This window comes from Microbacterium sp. LMX7-1.2 (assembly GCF_040675935.1).
GTDB lineage: Bacteria > Actinomycetota > Actinomycetes > Actinomycetales > Microbacteriaceae > Microbacterium.
In genome coordinates this window covers 2,107,335-2,122,694 of sequence record NZ_JBEGIL010000001.1, presented here as the reverse complement: position 1 = coordinate 2,122,694, position 15,360 = coordinate 2,107,335, and the positions used below count along the sequence as shown (strand labels likewise).

Genomic DNA, 15,360 nt, shown 5'->3' with positions numbered 1-15,360 from the left:
TAGTCCACTATTGCCGTCAGCGTATGACGGGCGGGATCTGCGACCAGGCGATCCGCTCGTCGGTCGACGGAGCGACGGGGATGCGCCCGGTGCCGTCCGGCTCCGGGATCGCCGCGAGCAGAGCCCGGGTGTACGGATGCTGCGGCGCAGCCCACACGCGATCGGTCGGCCCCGACTCCAGCACACGGCCCGCGTACATGACGAAGGTGCGGTCGGCGATGCGGCGGACCACAGCGAGGTCGTGCGAGATGAACAGCATCCCCGCTCCGGCCTCGGCGACGAGGTCGCGCATGAGTCCGGCGACGCTGGTCTGCGTCGAGGCGTCCAGGGCCGAGATCGGCTCGTCGGCCACGAGCAGCGACGGCCGCGCCGCGAGCGCCCTGGCGATCGCGATGCGCTGCTTCTGCCCGCCCGAGAACTGGTGCGGGAACCGGGTCGCGACCTGAGCCGGGAGCCCGACGCGCTCGAGCCACTCCTCCACGCGCGAGCCCTCGGCACCGCGTGCCCGGGCGGTCGCGATGCCGTCGGCGATCTGGTCGCCCACCCGGCGGCGCGGGTTCAGCGACGTCGACGGGTCCTGGAACACCATCTGGATGCCGGTGAGCGCGAGCCTCCGGCGGCGGATGCCGAGCGGCGTGACCGGCGCATCGCGGAACCGCACTTCACCGGCGGCGATCTTCTCGATGCCGACGACCGCGCGGGCGAGGCTCGACTTGCCGCTGCCCGACTCGCCGACCAGCGCGACGGTCTCGCCGGGGGCGACCTGCAGCGACACCTGGTCGACCGCGACGACCGGCGGGTTGCCCGGGTAGCGCACGACGACGCCCTGCGCGTCGAGGACGGAGACGTCACTCATCGGCATCCTCCTTCTCGCTGGGCGCGATTGGGTCGGCATCCGCGACGGGTCCGCCGGCCGCTTCCTCGACCTTCGAGCCGGGCAGTGCGGCGAGCAGTGTGCGGGTGTACTCGTGCTGCGGGTCGCGGAACAGCGTCTCGCGGTCGGCGCGCTCGACGATCTCGCCGTTCTTCATGACGGCCACCTCGTCGGCGATCGCGCTCATGACGCCGAGGTCGTGCGTGACCAGCAGCACCGCGAGGTTGCGCTCGGTCGCGAGATCGCGCAGCAGCCGCAGGATGCCGGCCTGCACCGTGACGTCGAGGGCCGTGGTCGGCTCGTCCGCCAGCAGCACCTCGGGGTCGCAGGCGAGGGCGCAGGCGATCGCGATGCGCTGACGCTGTCCCCCCGAGAACTGGTGCGGGTAGCGCGACAGCGCTCCCTCCGGGTTCGGCACCTGCACGGTCTCGAGCAGCTCGATCGCCCTGGCCTTGGCCGCGGCTCCGCGGAGTCCGAGATGCACACGCATGTGGTCGGTGAGCTGCCGCCCCACGGGCAGCTGCGGGTGCAGTGACGCGGAGGGATCCTGGAAGACCATCGCCACGCGCTTCCCGCGGATGCGGTTGAGCGAGCGACGCCGCAATCCGAGCAGCTCCTCCCCCGCGAGCGTGATCGAGCCGCCGGTGCGGGCGGTGCGCGGGAGCAGGCCCAGAACCGCGAGCGAGGTCAGGGTCTTGCCCGATCCCGACTCCCCCGCGAGGCCGTGGATGCGTCCGGCGTGCAGGTCGAGCGAGATGCCGTGCACGAGCGGGCGGCCGATCGCGATGGTGAGGTCGCTGATGCGCAGCGCGGGAGCGGTCGCGTTCATGCCGATGCTCCCTTCGCAGAGGCCGCGTGATCGGCCTGCTTCTCGTGCGTGACCTCGGCCGTCGGGTCGAGCACGTCGCGCATCGCATCGCCGAGGAAGTTGAAGGCCAGCACGACCGTGAGGATCGCGAGACCGGGGAACACGCCCAGCCACCACGCGTCGAAGTTCTGCATGGCGGCCGAGATCATCGAGCCCCATTCCGCGGTCGGCGGCTGCGCGCCGAGGCCCAGGAACGACAGTCCCGACAGCAGCAGGATCGCGGCGCCGATGTCGAGCGTCGCGAGCACGAGCATGGGCCCGGCGATGTTGGGCAGGATGTCGACGAACAGGGTCCGCAGCGGCGAGTGCCCGAGCAGGCGGCCGGCGATCACGTAGTTCTGGCCTCGGAGACCGATCACGATACTGCGGGTCACACGCGCGTACTGCGGCCAGGAGACGACGATGGCCGCGATCACCGCGTTGAACAGCGACGGACCGAGAGACGCCGCGACGACCATCGCGAGGATCACGGTCGGGAACGCCATGAACAGGTCGGTGATGCGCATGAGCGTCTCGTCGACCGCGCGGCCGAAGTAGCCGGCGACCGCGCCGATCACGGTGCCGATCACCATCGCCGCGATCACGAGCATCAGCGCGAGCGGCAGGCTCACGGTCGCGCCGGTCATGAGGCGCGAGAAGATGTCGCGGCCGTTGCCGTCGGTGCCGAGGAGGGTGTCGATGCCGGGTTCCTGCAGGCGCGGCAGCACCTGCGCGTTGGGCCCGTAGGGCACCCACCACTGCGCCGTGAACGCCACGATGACCCAGGCGACGGCGATCACGGAGCCGATCACGCCGAGCGGGGTGCGCCAGGCGCGCGGCCAGCGGAACCGGAACCGCCAGGGCCCGGATGCCGAGTCGATGCGGCTCATGCGATCCTCACTCTCGGGTCCAGGACGCCGTAGAGCAGGTCGACGACGAAGTTGATGAGGAGGTAGATGACGCCGACCACGAGACCGACGCCCATGATGCCCGGGAGGTCGAGGTTCGCGGCGGAGTTGTACGCGTACGTGCCGAGCCCCGGCCAGGCGAACACCGACTCGACGAGCACGGTACCCGACAGCAGCGAGCCGAAGGCGACTCCCACGACGGTGAGGATCGGGAGGGATGCGCCGCGCAGCACGTAGCCGACGATGACGCGCATCGCGGGAAGCCCCTTGGCCCGGGCCGCGCGCACGTAGTCGCTGCCCAGCACCTCGAGCACGGAGGTGCGGATGAATCGGGTCAGCAGGCCGATCGTCACGAGCGACAGGACGATGACCGGCAGCGCGAGGTGCGCGAGGGCGTCGAAGAATCCGACGCCGTCGCCGTTCAGGAGGTAGTCGACCGTGTGGAGGCCCGTCACTCGCGGAGGCGGGGTGATCGACGGGGAGATCCGCCCGGAGCCCGGGGCGATCCGCAGCTCGAGGAAGAACACGTAGAAGCTGACGAGCGCGAGCCAGAACGTGGGGACGCTGAGGCCGACGAGCGTCACGACGCGGATGACCTGGTCGGTGACGAGCCCGCGCCGGTAGGCGGCGAGCGTGCCGAGCACGACGCTGACCGCGAGGCTCAGGATGATCGCGGCGATCGCGATCTCGATCGTCGCGGGCACCGCGGTGGCGAGATCGCTGGTGACCGGGCGTCCGGTCACCAACGACGTGCCGAGGTCCCCGCGGAGCAGGTTCCCCATGTAGATGACGTACTGCACGAACAACGGCTGGTCGAGTCCGTTGGCCTTGATGAAGGCCTCGCGCGTCGCGGGGTTCTGCGACGCGCCCTCACCGAGCGCGGCCGAGACCGGGTCTCCCGGCACCAGGTTGGTGAGCAGGAACGTGACGATCGTCACGCCCACCAGAAGGAGCAGGGAGGTCCCGGCCCGGCGCAGCAGGTAGCCGACGAGCGGCGACCTGCGGCGCTGCGCCTGGCGTTGCACGGCCACCGTCGTCATGCGTCAGAGCCCTCTCAGCCGGCGGGCTGGATCTCGGCGATGTCCATCTCCCACACCGAGTTGTACACGGCGCCGGTGACGGCATCCGCCGTGGCGATGTTGCGACCGGGCACGATCAGCGGCACGAACGGGCCCTCAGCCTGCATGGCCTCGGCGAACGCCGTGAAGGCCTCGCTGCGCTGCGTCTCGTCGGTCGCAGCGGCGGCACCGGCCGCGATGCCCGCGATCTCGGGGTTCGCCTCGGCGGCCCAGCCGGCGCGCAGGCCGACCTTCAGTCCGGGGGCGAAGGGCAGGAAGTTCGCCGAGTCGGCGTAGTCCGGGCCCCAGAACCACAGACCGAAGCCCTCGGTGCCGTTGACGTACGCGTCGAGCTCGGTCGCGAACGGAGCGGGGGCGAGCTCGACCGTGATGCCGGCGTCCTCGAGCTGCGCCTGGACGCGCTCGGCGAGCGGGGTGAACTCGACGCCGCCGACCGGGTAGTCGTTCGGGAACTGCAGCTTCAGCGTCTGGCCCGTGTAGGCGGCCTCGGCGAGCGCGGCCTTCGACTTCTCGAGGTCCTGCTCCACGCCGCTGTCGAGGGCGCCCTCGAAACCGGGAGGGATGACGCCGGTCGCCTGCACCGCACCGGCGCCCGCGAGTTCGAGCAGCGCGTCGTAGTCGAGCGCGTAGCGGATCGCCTCGGCGATCTTGACGTTCGCGAGGTCTCCGGCCACGGCCGAGGACTGGTTCAGGAGCAGGAAGATCGTCTGGCCCGAGGGGACCGACTCCACCTGGAGGCCGTCGCCGAGACCCGCGACCTGGTCGCCGTTGAGGTCCATCGCGACCATCGAGTCGCCGCCCTTGAGGTTGGCGAGCTGCGTGGCGCTCTCCGAGACGTTACGAACGACGACGCGGTCGTAGCCGGCCTCCTCGTCGCCGTCGTACTCGTCGCTCTTGGTGAGCACGACCTGCGAGGAGAGGTCGAGCGTGTCGAGCACGAACGGACCCGAGCCCGCGGACTCGCCGTCGAGGAACTTCTGGGCCGTGTCGGTACCGTCGGTCGCTCCGCCGTTCTCGATCACGACGTCGGAGTTGAGGATGCCGAGGGCGGGGTTCGCGAGGATCGCGGGCAGCTGCAGCAGCGGGGTCTCGGACGTGATCGAGATCGTCTTGTCGTCGACCTCGGTGATCGTCAAGCCCGTGAGGAGGAAGTTCGGCTTCGCATCCTCCATGCCCTGGATGCGCTGCAGCGAGAAGACGACGTCCTTCGCCTCGATCGGCGAGCCGTCGGAGAACACGCGGTCGCCCTCGAGCGTGAAGGTGAACTCGGTCGCGGCGTCGTTCTGCTCCCACGAGGCGAGGCCGGGGACGGGGGTCGAGACGTCCGAGCCCTCGAAGTCGACGAGGGTCTCGTAGAGCGCCTTCGCGATCATGTTGCCGGTGGGGTCGTAGCTGTGACCGGGGTCGGCGGTCTCGATCGAGAACGCCGTGTCAATCACGAGCGATCCGGACGAGGAGCCGCCATCGCTGTTGTTCGCGGAGTTGCCTCCCGAGCAACCGGCGAGCGCGAGGAGCGCGACCGCTCCGATCGCGATGACGGACGTGCTGCGACGTGACGACATGGGGGCCTCCCAGGGCGAGGGTTCATCGGGTGCGGACGTCCGAGAAGTGGACGACCGGTGATCAGATTCGCATCATATGGGACTATGTGTCCAGCGAGGATGCGATGGTCATCAAGGTCTGTCCAGTATCTCGCCGAGGAGGAGACATATGTCCAGCAAGAGCGCCACCGGGTCGCAGCATTCTGGACGAAGTGCCACTCCTCTGGACGACATCGCCTACAGAATCCTCGATACGCTGCGCGATAACGGTCGGATCTCGATCGCGGCGCTGGCCGAGACGGTCGGGATCTCCCGCGCGAACGCCTACACCCGGGTCGAGTCGCTCATGCAGGAGGGCGTCATCACGGGTTTCAGCGCCACGGTCGACCATGCCAAGGCCGGTCTCTCGATCGGCGCCCTCGTGTTCGTCACCGTGCACCCGCAGGCCTGGGCGTCCTTCCGCGAGCGCGTGATCGAGATGCCCGACGTCGAATGGTGCGCGATCACCACCGGGGAGCACGACGCCATGCTCCTGATCCGCGCCGTCGACGTGAGCGGCGTGCACGAGTTCTCCACCGGCGTGATCGCGCAGCTGCCCGAGGTGCGCACGGTCGTGAGCGTGGTCGTGCTCGACGAGGTCATCCGGCGCGCGTTCCTGCTGCCGACGGACCTGCCCGAGCGTGACATGACCGTGCCGCTCGGCATGACGCGCTGGACACCGGCCTCCCCCGGGCGGGACGCGCTCCCGCCTCGCTGAAGGCTCGAGACGTCGTTGAAGCGTCTGCGTGAGGCACGAGGGGCCGCGGATGCCGCGGGGTGCAGGTGACGATCGAGAATGAGACGTTGCGCTGCTGCTTCTCGCAGGACGCGTGTCAGCGGATCTCTGCGCCAACCGACGTCTGGTGATCCTGGGTGGGAGAGACCTCGAAGGCAATAAAGGTTTGGACGACTCGATCGATCGCCGAATCTAGACGGACAACCGTGGTCATCACTCTTCCGCCCCAGCAGCATTGTCGTGCCGGCGACGCCATCGCTGCTTATTCAATCCTGCGTGGGACGATGACCTTCATGACCCTTGAGATCGCAGAGCGCGGGAGTGAGCCATACAAGGCGCGCATCGGCGCAGCTGTTGTTTGGATTGCCGTGATGGCCGCAGTAATCGGGATCGTTTCAGCGGTCATGTGGCTTCCGCCCGTAGTCGTTGGGGCGGACCTCCCTGACTCTGTTCCCAAAGGCTCCGTGCCGTTGACGGAGTCAGAGCGGTTGGCGGCGATCTCGTCCGTGCGTCAGCATCTTCTCTGGGCTGCGGGCGGACTGATCGCGATCATCACGCTTCTTTTCACTTGGCGTCGAGATCAGATCGCGCGGATTGGTGCGAACCTCGATCGGGATTCCAACTTCACATCGCGGTACACGGAGGCGATCACTCAGCTCGGTTCCGGAGAACGCTCGATTCGTCTCGGCGGCATCTATGCGTTGGAGCGAATCGCTATCGACTCAAGGCGGGATCACCAGACGATCCTTGACGTCCTCGCGGCCTTTGTCCGCTCGAGTGCGCCGCGTCAAACTGTGGCCAGCGAGGTGCGCCGCATGGACGAGGACGTGAGCGCTGCGGTCGCCGTCCTTGGTCGTCTTTCGCGCCTGCCTCGGGACAGACGACCTGTGGATCTGAACAACACTCAGCTGAACGGGGCCGATCTGCGCGGCGCGTGTCTTCACCTCTCGAATCTCGCAAAGGCCGACCTGACCGGTGCCGATCTTTCCCATGCCGATCTGACCGGTGCGGAACTCACCTCAAGTGTGCTCGTACACGCCGACCTCACGGGTGCGAACCTCACGGAGTCCAAGTTGCAGCGAGCCGACCTGAGCGAAGCGGTCCTTGTGGATGCGCTGCTCATTCGAGCATCGATGCCCGAAGCAGTGATGCGAAGTGCACGCCTCACTGGAGCGGACCTCTCGGAAGCGATGATGTGGAGCGTGAAAATCTCTGACGCTTCCCTGTTCGATGCGAAGTTGATCGGCGCCGACCTGCGGAAGGCTGACTTCTCGCGGTCCGCCTTGAAGGGGATCGATGTAACAGGTGCGGACCTGAGCGAAACCGATCTGAGCCCGTTTGACGCGCACGGCGTGGATCTTTCGACGACGAAGACTTGAGAAGCGCGGGTTCCTCAACGCCCATACGAGTCCTGCCCATCGCGATCATCGGTGCATCGGTCCCATGTATGAGCATGCGGCGGCGGTCTGCTCGAGCCCGAAAGCGCCGCCACCCAGCTTCGAGGAGGATCGGTACCCACAGCTAGGCGATTTCACCACGGCACCGCTCAACTCTGTTCGCTGCCTCCACGGATGGATCTGCTCGCTCACCCCTAATCGTCATGTGCGCGGCGCCTATGGCACGCGGCGCGGGACTCCACCGCCTGGCATCCGGTATGCGCGAGGATGAACGCATGACAGACGACGACGAGCGCTTCCAGCGGGCCGGCCACGCCTCTCGACGTCTTGTCGCTCAGTGCCTCGCGCACGTGCGCTCCGCGACATCGAAGCTCCCTGGGCGTATCGATGCCGCCCCCAGCTGGACGGACTACGGAGTCGATCTCTCAGCCGCCGTGGCCGGCTCACACGTGAGGGCGTTCCGGCACCGGGGCGACGAAGTCGAGTCGACCTGCAACGCGTTGGTGTCCCACCTGGAGGGCCTGCGTGTGCTCGTCGACCACGACACCCTGCACTCGCTCCCGGCGATCACGATCACGCGATCGATCGCGGAAGTGAGTGCTTCGACATCCTGGTTGCTTTGCCCTGGACTTAGTGCTGATGAACGCGCTGCTCGGGCATACGCGGCCCTCTTCCGCTCCGTCGAGTCGAGTAAGGCTGCGTCGCCCGAAACGTCGGGGCGGATCCGAGAGCGGCTGATCCTGGAGCTCGCGAAAGCCGGGGTGAGGATCCAACGCGCCGTCGACAAGCACAAGAATCCTACGGATGAAGTGGCCCAGGTGCTCGTCGGACGCTCGAACGCTAAGACACGATTCCAGTTCACCCAGCGCATCGCCGATGAGATCCCCGCGCTAGGCACCATGTACGGCACCCTGTCCGGCATCGCGCACGGCGAGCACCTGTTCGTCTCGACATCCTGGGAAACCCCCGATACCTACGCTCGAGCGATCGGTGTCGTCACCTACCGAGCAGTGGAGGCGTGGTCACGCAGCATCCACGAATGGGTTGGCGTGACGGCTGCGCCGTTCCTGAACGGCACAGACATCCACAACCTACTCCAGTCGATCCCCTCAGATCTGCGGGAGGAGTTCGAGACAGAGGCATCCGACTAGCTGACGTCGTCGTTCCAATGCAGACCGAGCATCAGGAATGAAATCAGGAGGTCCGGGTGATCGTAGGCGACGACTCTGATCGTCAGGCGGCGGGGACCTCTTCGCACACGCTGAGCTGCGGGAGGCCGTGCATCTCGTAGTGCTCCACGAGGCGGATCAGCCCGTCGTCGGTGAGCTCGAGCTCGCTCTCGCTGTCACCGGTCACGACCGTTCCGTCGGCGACGAGCACGTGGACGAACGAGACCCAGATGGTGTCGGCCGTGCGGGTGCCGACGAAGCGTCCGAACGTCACGGTGTCACCCGAATAGTCGCCCCAGATCGCGCCGTCCTTCTCCCGATACACGAACTCGCTGGGCCCCTCGGGATCGACCGCTGATGTGGTGGACGACACCATGCGGAACCGGCGGCCGTCGAGCGAGGGGATGGATGCTGTCGAGGTCACCCTCCGATTATGGACGCCTGCTGCCGCGACATCGGACGCTGATCGTCAGGGGTCTCGCGCACTCGTGCGGGTGCGAGGTCCGTCGAGACGAAACGCGTCATCCCGGCAGTCCGGAAGTGCTTTCGTCCATCCGTCATTCGAGATCGAGGCGCAGCAGACCAGGGAGGTGCGCGGTCTGGCCGCGCACGGCGAGCAGGAAGTCGGCGTAGTCCGGCGTCATCTGCACGCGCGAGGATCCGAGCACCATCGTGCGGGAGCGTCCGCTCGCACGCTCCAGCTTCATGCGCCGGACCGGGTAGCCCGTGGGCGTGAGCCAGATGCGGGTGAGCTGCACGAAGGGCACGTCATCGTGGTCGAGCCGCAGGCCCTGCGGACTCACGCCGATACGCGCGGGGATGCTCGCGAGCACCCGCCGACGCTGCAGCGCACCGATCAGGAGTCCGATGCCGGCCACCCCGGCGAACGGCACGATCATCACGAGCGCCGAGAGCTCGCTGTCGAGGAAACCGGGGGTGAAGGCGAACGCGAGCGCGGCCAGCGCGGCGGCGAGCGCGATCACCGCGCCGACGGTCAGCCCGGTCGCGAAGCCGCGCTCCTTCGAGGTGTCGACCGCGAAGGACGTCGGCAGGTGCGCGCGCGCCCGCGCCGCCTCGATCGGATCCGCGGCCGGCGGCTCGTCGATCGGGTTGAGCACAGCCATGAGCTCGTTGAAGTCGGTGCGGGTGAAACCGGGGAGCTCGACGGTGATCTCCCGCCCGCCGCTGTACACGAGGAGGGCACGGGTCACGCCGCTGCGCAGCCCGTTCGTGCGGTGCTCGGTGATCTTCGAGCGGAACGCCGTCGTCGCACGCTCGAAGATCTCGCGGTTGCCGCCGCGACCGACTTCCACGTGGGACGGATGCACGGCGATGCGCACGTTGCGGAACCAGAAGATGCCGAGCCAGACGGCGGCCGTCAGGGCGACTGCCACGACGAGCACGATGATCCCGCGCGTCTCGATGTCCATCTGCCGGGGAAGGAACCGCGGCAGGATGAACAGCGTCGCGGCCGACAGCACCACCGTCAGCACCACCGCGCTCACGACCGCGCGTGCAGGATGACGTCGGAACACGCGCCCGCTCGACACCACCGAGACCCCATCGACCATGCGCACTCTCCCCCGGGCTCCGGACTTTCCTCTGGCACAGTAGCGCTCCTCGCACCGGGCCGCACCCTCGGATCGGGGCCCCGCGGGTACCGTGGTCGACATGCAGTGGACCTCCGACATCTCGACCGGCGAGTGGCTGCGCGGGCTACTCGACGATCCGTGGAACGCGTCGATGCACAGCGTCGTGCCGCACGGATACCCCGCGTACGCACGCATCCTGCATCCCGGAGCGGTACGCTCACTCCCCGGCCGGGCGGTGCCCTCGCCGGAGGACTGGGTGCGACTCCCGCTCGCCGAGCAGAACCGGCTGATCGCCCTGTTCCACGACGAACCTGCGACGTGGGCCTCGACGGCCGCCGCCTTCGGCACCGAGGTGCATCCGCTCGCCCAGTGGCAGCGTCTCGTGCGCACTCCCGTGGACGGCGATTGGCGCACCCGCATCGCCCCGGACGGACGCGAGTTCACGGCGCCCATGGAGGGCGAGCTCGCCCCCGAGGTCGTCGCCGCCGTCGCCCGGCATCTCGTCGCGCACACCACCACGCCGGATGCCGGGACCGCGGCGCTCTGGGAGGGTTTCGGCGGGCTCCTCGGCCACCTCGGGCACACCCCTTCGCGGGTGTTCTTCCCGATCGGCGACACCGGGGTCGACGACCCCCATCATCAGGCGATGCTCGACCGCAGCATCCATGACCCCCTCAACAACGCCTTCCGGAAGCCCGCCTGGCAGGAGGGGATCCTGTCGCGAGAGATCTCGGAGGGACCTCGGCTCGAACTCCTCGCCCGTGCGTACGTGCTGTTCGACGCATCCGCTCGCGAGTTCTCGTCGCCGGACTGGGTGCTCGACGCGCCATGGCGCGACCTTCCCGGCGAGAAGCACGGCTTCCCGCCGAGCGCGCAGAGCCCGAACATCCTCTGGCCCCAGGACCGCGCCTGGGTGATGGTGAGCGAGATCGACTTCGACTCGACCGTCGTCGCCGGATCGGCCGCGCTGGTCGCGGCGCTGTGCGCCGACCCGGCGCTCGAGGCTCTGCCGCTGCGCGAGGGCGCCGACCTGCACTGGGACGCCGACGACGTCAACCGCTGACGCCCGTGACGCCCGCGGTGTCGGTGCCCGGCGCTACTGTCGCCGCATGGCGGAGCCGGTGCAGCAGTGGTGGGCGCGAAGGCAGTTCTCGCGCGGGCTCGACGTGCCCTACGAAGTGGGGACGTTCCGCGCCGGCTGGGCCGCCTACCCCGAGCTGATCCGGCAGTACCACCCCGAGCTCAACCACGGTGTCGCGTTGTCGCAGATCCCGCTCGCCGCCGATGTGCTGCTCTGCTGGGAGTGCGCCCTCGGGCACCGCTTCGCGGCCACGCCCTCCGAGCAGCGCGAACGCCCCGGTCGGGTGCGGCGACGGTCGGCGTGGTGCCCGGAGTGCTCGGCGCTCGCCCGACCACAGCCCGTCGTGCTCGGGGAGGCGCGGGCGATACCCAGGGCACCGCGACGACGAGAGCCCGCGCTCTGCACCAAGACCCCCGATGTCCCGACGGGCACGGCGTTCGCGAGCGCGTGCGCGCCGAAGCCGGCGTCGGCCGCCGAGGGACGCCTGCGAGCGGAGCTCGTCTCCCGCCTGCTCTTCGACACCGGCGCGAATGCCGTGAAGGTCGCCCGTCCGTTCTTCCGGCACACCGAGGTGTGGCCCGACATCGTGCTGCCCGAGCTGCGGATCGCGGTCGAGTACGACACGGTCGGCCGTCACGGCCTCGAGCACGTGGGAAAGCGGCAGGATGCGGATCTGCGCAAGGACCGGGCGCTGCGCGCCGCCGGGTGGGAGGTCGTGCGCATCCGCACCGGAAGGCTCGAGCCCCTCGGCCCGCACGACCTGCAGATGTCGTCTGTCGGCGCGACGGGAGTCACGCGACTGCTCGACGTCTTCCGCGACGTCCGCGGCGACCTCCTGGTGGACGCCTATCTGCGGTGACGCGATGCATCCGAGGTGTGGGGGTGGGTGCTGTTGGGGATCAGCTGCCCACCCCATCCCCCCTCGGGATCAGAAGAAGATCTGACTCTCCCTCCGCAGGACGGTCGAACCGTCCACCACGCGTGGTCAGCTGGGGACTGACGAATCAACGCGTATGGGGCAATGATATGCCTGCGAACGTTGCACGGAATTGCGCCAACCGATCTCGTTCTTGCGTTCGATGAACCGGTTCGAATCCCGCATCCGCGCAACCGATTTCACGCTCAGATTCGTGCATATGCGGAGAATCCGCTCGGACCACGGTACTGCTCCGACGAGGCCGGAGTCAGCGTGTGAGCGCGAAGCGTGCGTCGGCAGTCCGCAGGTACAGCGTGCGCTGCGCGTCGGGGAAGCGCGTGAAGCCGAAGCGCTCGTAGAACGGCACGACGTCGTCCGTGATCGCGTGCACGATCACGGCGTGGATACCTATGGTCTCGGCGGCCTCGAGCGCGCGGAGCGTCGCGTGCTGCAGGAGGGACGCGCCGAGGCCGCACCCGGCGAACTCCTCGTCGACCGCGAGGCGGCCCAGCAGCACCACCGGGATGGACGAGGGCATGCCGGCGGCGAGCGGTGCCGCCCCATCCCCGCGATCGATCGCGCTGGAGGAGAGACAGTAGTAGCCTGCGACCCGCCCCTCCCGGGTCACCGACACCATGGTGCGGGAGGCGCCACTCCGCTCGTTGCGGCGCGCGCGACCGCGGAGCCAGAGGTCAAGGCTCTCCACCCCGCAGCGGAAGTCCGAGAGCACGTCGCCGGTCGTGAGCGGACGTGGGGTCAGGAACTCAGTCAACGAAGACGGATCCGCGGTTCATCAGCTCACGCAGGCCGTCTACCGACCGCGCCGGACGATCCATCACCTCGAGGAAGGCGTCGAACTGCACCGCGTCCACTCGCAGCCGACGCTCGCGCTGGATCACCTCCTGCGCCCGCTCGACGAGCGCGGACGAGGAGAAGTCGGTCACGGATCGCCCCTCGATCGCAGCCGCCTCCTCGATCGCCTCCTTCTGCTCGGCCGTGACACGGAACTCCAGGCGAGCGTTCTTGAGCGATGAGGAAGGAGTCATGACCTGAGTGTACGGCAGATCGCCGTACGTCAACGTGTGAGCGCGAAGTAGTCCAGTTCCGCCTCGTTGAGCATCCGGGAGCGGATCAGGAACCGCATCCCCGTCGGCCCCTCGACCGAGAACCCCGCTCCCCGCCCCGGCACGACGTCGATCGTCAGATGCGTGTACTTCCAATACTCGAACTGCGACTCCGACATGTAGACCTCAACGGTCTGCGGGAGTCCGACGTCCAGGTCGCCCAGCAGCACGTCGCTCGGGCCGGTCAGGAACATCCCGATCGGGTAGCACATGGGCGAGGAGCCGTCGCAGCATCCGCCGGACTGGTGGAACATGAGCGGCCCGTGCTGCGCCGTGAGGTCGCGGATCAGGGATGCCGCGGCATCCGTCACATCCACGCGCTGGTACCGGCCGATGCTGACCATGAGTCGCTCCTCCCTGGGTGGTTCCGGGCGGGCGGTCGACCGCCCGCCCGGAGATCTGGATCAGAAGAAGCCCATGGGCCCGTCGGCGTACGAGACCAGCAGGTTCTTGGTCTGCTGGTAGTGGTCGAGCATCATCTTGTGGTTCTCACGACCGACACCCGACTGCTTGTACCCGCCGAACGCGGCGTGCGCGGGGTACTGGTGATACGTGTTGGTCCAGACGCGTCCCGCCTCGATCGCCCGACCGGCACGGTAGGCCGTGTCGCCGCTGCGGCTCCACACCCCGGCGCCGAGCCCGTAGAGCGTGTCGTTCGCGATCGAGATCGCGTCGTCGTAGTCGTCGAACGAGGTGACCGAGAGCACGGGCCCGAAGATCTCCTCCTGGAAGATCCGCATGTCGTTCGTGCCCTCGAACACGGTGGGCGCGACGTAGTACCCCTCAGTCAGGTCGCCGCCGAGGTCGACGCGCTCCCCTCCCGTCAGCAGCCGGGCGCCGCCCTGCTTGCCGATGTCGATGTAGCTGAGGATCTTCTCCAGCTGGTCGTTCGACGCCTGCGCGCCGATCATGGTGGCAGGATCCAGCGGATTCCCCTGCACGACCTTCCCGACCCGTGCCAGGCCGTCGGCGAGGAAGCCGTCGTAGATCGACTTCTGGATCAGCGCCCGCGAGGGGCACGTGCAGACCTCGCCCTGGTTGAGCGCGAACATCGTGAAGCCCTCGAGCGCCTTGTCGTAGAACGGATCGTTCGTCGACCGCGCGACGTCCTCGAAGAACACGTTGGGGCTCTTGCCCCCGAGCTCGAGCGTGACCGGGATGAGGTTCTGCGAGGCGTACTGCATGATCAGGCGACCCGTCGTGGTCTCGCCCGTGAAGGCGACCTTGCGGATGCGCTTGTGCTGCGCGAGCGGCGCCCCGGCCTCGATGCCGAAGCCGTTGACGATGTTCACGACGCCGGCGGGCAGCAGGTCGCCGATGATCTCGAACAGGAACAGAATGGATGCCGGGGTCTGCTCAGCCGGCTTGATGACGATGCAGTTTCCTGCGGCGAGCGCCGGCGCGAGCTTCCAGACCGCCATGAGGATCGGGAAGTTCCACGGGATGATCTGGCCCACCACCCCGAGAGGCTCGTGGAAGTGGTACGCCACGGTGTTCTCGTCGAGCTGGCTGATGCCGCCCTCCTGCGCACGCAGCACTCCGGCGAAGTAGCGGAAGTGATCGATCGCGAGCGGGATGTCGGCGGCGAGCGTCTCGCGCACCGGCTTGCCGTTCTCCCAGGTCTCGGCGACCGCGATGCGCTCGAGGTTCTGCTCGATGCGGTCGGCGATCCGGTTCAGGATGACCGAGCGCTCGGCCGGGCTGGTCTTGCCCCAGGTCTGGAACGCCTTCCACGCGACGTCCACCGCACGGTCGACGTCCTCGACCGTGCCTCGGCCGACCTCGGTGAACGGCTTGCCGTTGACCGGGCTCACGTTCTCGAAGTACTGGCCCTTCACCGGCTCGACGAACTCGCCGCCGATGTAGTGGCCGTAGCGCGGCCGGTAGTCGGCGATCGATCCCTGCTGGCCGGGCGCCGCGTACACGGCGGAGGCGGGTGCGGCTGCGACGTCTTCTTCGACGATGGTCATCGGTGACTCCTTCGACGGGCCGCGGCTCCGGTGCTCTGCGGCTGATGCTCCGACGGTAGGTCGGCGAACGTTGCGCCGCCGTGCGCA

The 15,360-nt window shown here is 68.3% G+C and carries 16 protein-coding genes; 5 read left to right on the top strand and 11 right to left on the bottom strand.

Annotated elements, in window-relative coordinates; all coding sequences use genetic code 11:
• Nucleotides 1-16: 16 nt before the first annotated feature.
• The 5 genes from MRBLMX7_RS10305 to MRBLMX7_RS10285 are packed head-to-tail and all read right to left on the bottom strand — an operon-like array spanning nt 17 to nt 5,270.
• Nucleotides 17-856 (bottom strand): ABC transporter ATP-binding protein, encoded by an 840-nt coding sequence (locus tag MRBLMX7_RS10305; protein ID WP_363368206.1) that lies wholly within the window; start codon nt 854-856, stop codon nt 17-19.
• Complete coding sequence (locus MRBLMX7_RS10300) at nt 849-1,703, bottom strand: ABC transporter ATP-binding protein (protein ID WP_363368204.1); 855 nt, start codon at nt 1,701-1,703, stop codon at nt 849-851. Before MRBLMX7_RS10300 ends, MRBLMX7_RS10305 begins: the two co-directional genes overlap by 8 nt.
• Nucleotides 1,700-2,611, bottom strand: coding sequence for an ABC transporter permease (locus MRBLMX7_RS10295; RefSeq protein WP_363368202.1), 912 nt, complete (start codon nt 2,609-2,611; stop codon nt 1,700-1,702). Before MRBLMX7_RS10295 ends, MRBLMX7_RS10300 begins: the two co-directional genes overlap by 4 nt.
• Entirely contained in the window at nt 2,608-3,669 is a 1,062-nt protein-coding gene (locus tag MRBLMX7_RS10290) for an ABC transporter permease (protein WP_363368200.1), read from the bottom strand. The genes MRBLMX7_RS10295 and MRBLMX7_RS10290 overlap by 4 nt, the downstream gene beginning before the upstream one ends.
• A gap of 14 nt (nt 3,670-3,683) precedes the next feature.
• A complete protein-coding gene (locus MRBLMX7_RS10285) occupies nt 3,684-5,270 on the bottom strand; it encodes an ABC transporter substrate-binding protein (RefSeq protein WP_363368198.1) in 1,587 nt (528 codons plus the stop codon).
• A gap of 148 nt (nt 5,271-5,418) precedes the next feature.
• Here MRBLMX7_RS10285 and MRBLMX7_RS10280 point away from each other — a divergent pair, with 148 nt between their 5' ends.
• The 3 genes from MRBLMX7_RS10280 (at nt 5,419) to MRBLMX7_RS10270 (ending at nt 8,572) form a co-directional block, all read left to right on the top strand.
• Entirely contained in the window at nt 5,419-6,006 is a 588-nt protein-coding gene (locus MRBLMX7_RS10280; RefSeq protein WP_363368197.1) for an Lrp/AsnC family transcriptional regulator, read from the top strand.
• Nucleotides 6,007-6,230: 224 nt separating this feature from the next.
• Nucleotides 6,231-7,403, top strand: coding sequence for a pentapeptide repeat-containing protein (locus MRBLMX7_RS10275; RefSeq protein WP_363368195.1), 1,173 nt, complete (start codon nt 6,231-6,233; stop codon nt 7,401-7,403).
• A gap of 293 nt (nt 7,404-7,696) precedes the next feature.
• Nucleotides 7,697-8,572, top strand: coding sequence for a hypothetical protein (locus MRBLMX7_RS10270; protein ID WP_363368193.1), 876 nt, complete (start codon nt 7,697-7,699; stop codon nt 8,570-8,572).
• Nucleotides 8,573-8,654: 82 nt separating this feature from the next.
• Here MRBLMX7_RS10270 and MRBLMX7_RS10265 read toward each other — a convergent pair whose 3' ends face one another.
• Together MRBLMX7_RS10265 and MRBLMX7_RS10260 are read right to left on the bottom strand one after the other, a co-directional pair.
• Complete coding sequence (locus MRBLMX7_RS10265; protein ID WP_363368191.1) at nt 8,655-9,014, bottom strand: hypothetical protein; 360 nt, start codon at nt 9,012-9,014, stop codon at nt 8,655-8,657.
• A 133-nt stretch (nt 9,015-9,147) separates the two neighbouring features.
• On the bottom strand, nt 9,148-10,161 hold the full coding sequence (locus MRBLMX7_RS10260) for a hypothetical protein (protein WP_363368189.1): 1,014 nt from the start codon (nt 10,159-10,161) through the stop codon (nt 9,148-9,150).
• Between the two features lie 100 nt (nt 10,162-10,261).
• On the opposite strand from MRBLMX7_RS10260, the gene MRBLMX7_RS10255 reads away from it, so the two are divergent.
• Nucleotides 10,262-11,245: a hypothetical protein gene (locus tag MRBLMX7_RS10255; RefSeq protein ID WP_363368187.1), complete on the top strand. Its 984-nt coding sequence runs from the start codon at nt 10,262-10,264 to the stop codon at nt 11,243-11,245.
• Between the two features lie 46 nt (nt 11,246-11,291).
• The gene (locus MRBLMX7_RS10250) at nt 11,292-12,122 is read left to right on the top strand and encodes a zinc-ribbon domain-containing protein (protein WP_363368185.1); all 831 of its coding nucleotides are present in this window, start codon (nt 11,292-11,294) and stop codon (nt 12,120-12,122) included.
• Nucleotides 12,123-12,447: 325 nt separating this feature from the next.
• Here MRBLMX7_RS10250 and MRBLMX7_RS10245 read toward each other — a convergent pair whose 3' ends face one another.
• From MRBLMX7_RS10245 to MRBLMX7_RS10230, 4 genes are read right to left on the bottom strand one after another with little or no spacing between them, the layout of a single operon-like run.
• Nucleotides 12,448-12,951 (bottom strand): GNAT family N-acetyltransferase, encoded by a 504-nt coding sequence (locus MRBLMX7_RS10245; protein ID WP_363368183.1) that lies wholly within the window; start codon nt 12,949-12,951, stop codon nt 12,448-12,450.
• Nucleotides 12,944-13,225, bottom strand: coding sequence for a DUF1778 domain-containing protein (locus tag MRBLMX7_RS10240; RefSeq protein WP_363368181.1), 282 nt, complete (start codon nt 13,223-13,225; stop codon nt 12,944-12,946). The genes MRBLMX7_RS10245 and MRBLMX7_RS10240 overlap by 8 nt, the downstream gene beginning before the upstream one ends.
• 29 nt (nt 13,226-13,254) lie before the next feature.
• Nucleotides 13,255-13,647, bottom strand: a complete 393-nt coding sequence (locus MRBLMX7_RS10235) for a DUF779 domain-containing protein (RefSeq protein WP_363368179.1) — start codon at nt 13,645-13,647, stop codon at nt 13,255-13,257.
• Between the two features lie 60 nt (nt 13,648-13,707).
• The gene (locus tag MRBLMX7_RS10230) at nt 13,708-15,273 is read right to left on the bottom strand and encodes an aldehyde dehydrogenase family protein (protein ID WP_050723567.1); all 1,566 of its coding nucleotides are present in this window, start codon (nt 15,271-15,273) and stop codon (nt 13,708-13,710) included.
• Nucleotides 15,274-15,360: the final 87 nt, after the last annotated feature.

Bases quoted from the DNA above. Each gene is read 5' to 3' on its own strand.
- MRBLMX7_RS10305 (WP_363368206.1), bottom strand. From the start codon at position 856: ATGAGTGACGTCTCCGTCCTCGACGCGCAGGGCGTCGTCGTGCGCTAC.
- MRBLMX7_RS10300 (WP_363368204.1), bottom strand. From the start codon at position 1,703: ATGAACGCGACCGCTCCCGCGCTGCGCATCAGCGACCTCACCATCGCG.
- MRBLMX7_RS10295 (WP_363368202.1), bottom strand. From the start codon at position 2,611: ATGAGCCGCATCGACTCGGCATCCGGGCCCTGGCGGTTCCGGTTCCGC.
- MRBLMX7_RS10290 (WP_363368200.1), bottom strand. From the start codon at position 3,669: ATGACGACGGTGGCCGTGCAACGCCAGGCGCAGCGCCGCAGGTCGCCG.
- MRBLMX7_RS10285 (WP_363368198.1), bottom strand. From the start codon at position 5,270: ATGTCGTCACGTCGCAGCACGTCCGTCATCGCGATCGGAGCGGTCGCG.
- MRBLMX7_RS10280 (WP_363368197.1), top strand. From the start codon at position 5,419: ATGTCCAGCAAGAGCGCCACCGGGTCGCAGCATTCTGGACGAAGTGCC.
- MRBLMX7_RS10270 (WP_363368193.1), top strand. From the start codon at position 7,697: ATGACAGACGACGACGAGCGCTTCCAGCGGGCCGGCCACGCCTCTCGA.
- MRBLMX7_RS10260 (WP_363368189.1), bottom strand. From the start codon at position 10,161: ATGGTCGATGGGGTCTCGGTGGTGTCGAGCGGGCGCGTGTTCCGACGT.
- MRBLMX7_RS10255 (WP_363368187.1), top strand. From the start codon at position 10,262: ATGCAGTGGACCTCCGACATCTCGACCGGCGAGTGGCTGCGCGGGCTA.
- MRBLMX7_RS10250 (WP_363368185.1), top strand. From the start codon at position 11,292: ATGGCGGAGCCGGTGCAGCAGTGGTGGGCGCGAAGGCAGTTCTCGCGC.
- MRBLMX7_RS10240 (WP_363368181.1), bottom strand. From the start codon at position 13,225: ATGACTCCTTCCTCATCGCTCAAGAACGCTCGCCTGGAGTTCCGTGTC.
- MRBLMX7_RS10235 (WP_363368179.1), bottom strand. From the start codon at position 13,647: ATGGTCAGCATCGGCCGGTACCAGCGCGTGGATGTGACGGATGCCGCG.
- MRBLMX7_RS10230 (WP_050723567.1), bottom strand. From the start codon at position 15,273: ATGACCATCGTCGAAGAAGACGTCGCAGCCGCACCCGCCTCCGCCGTG.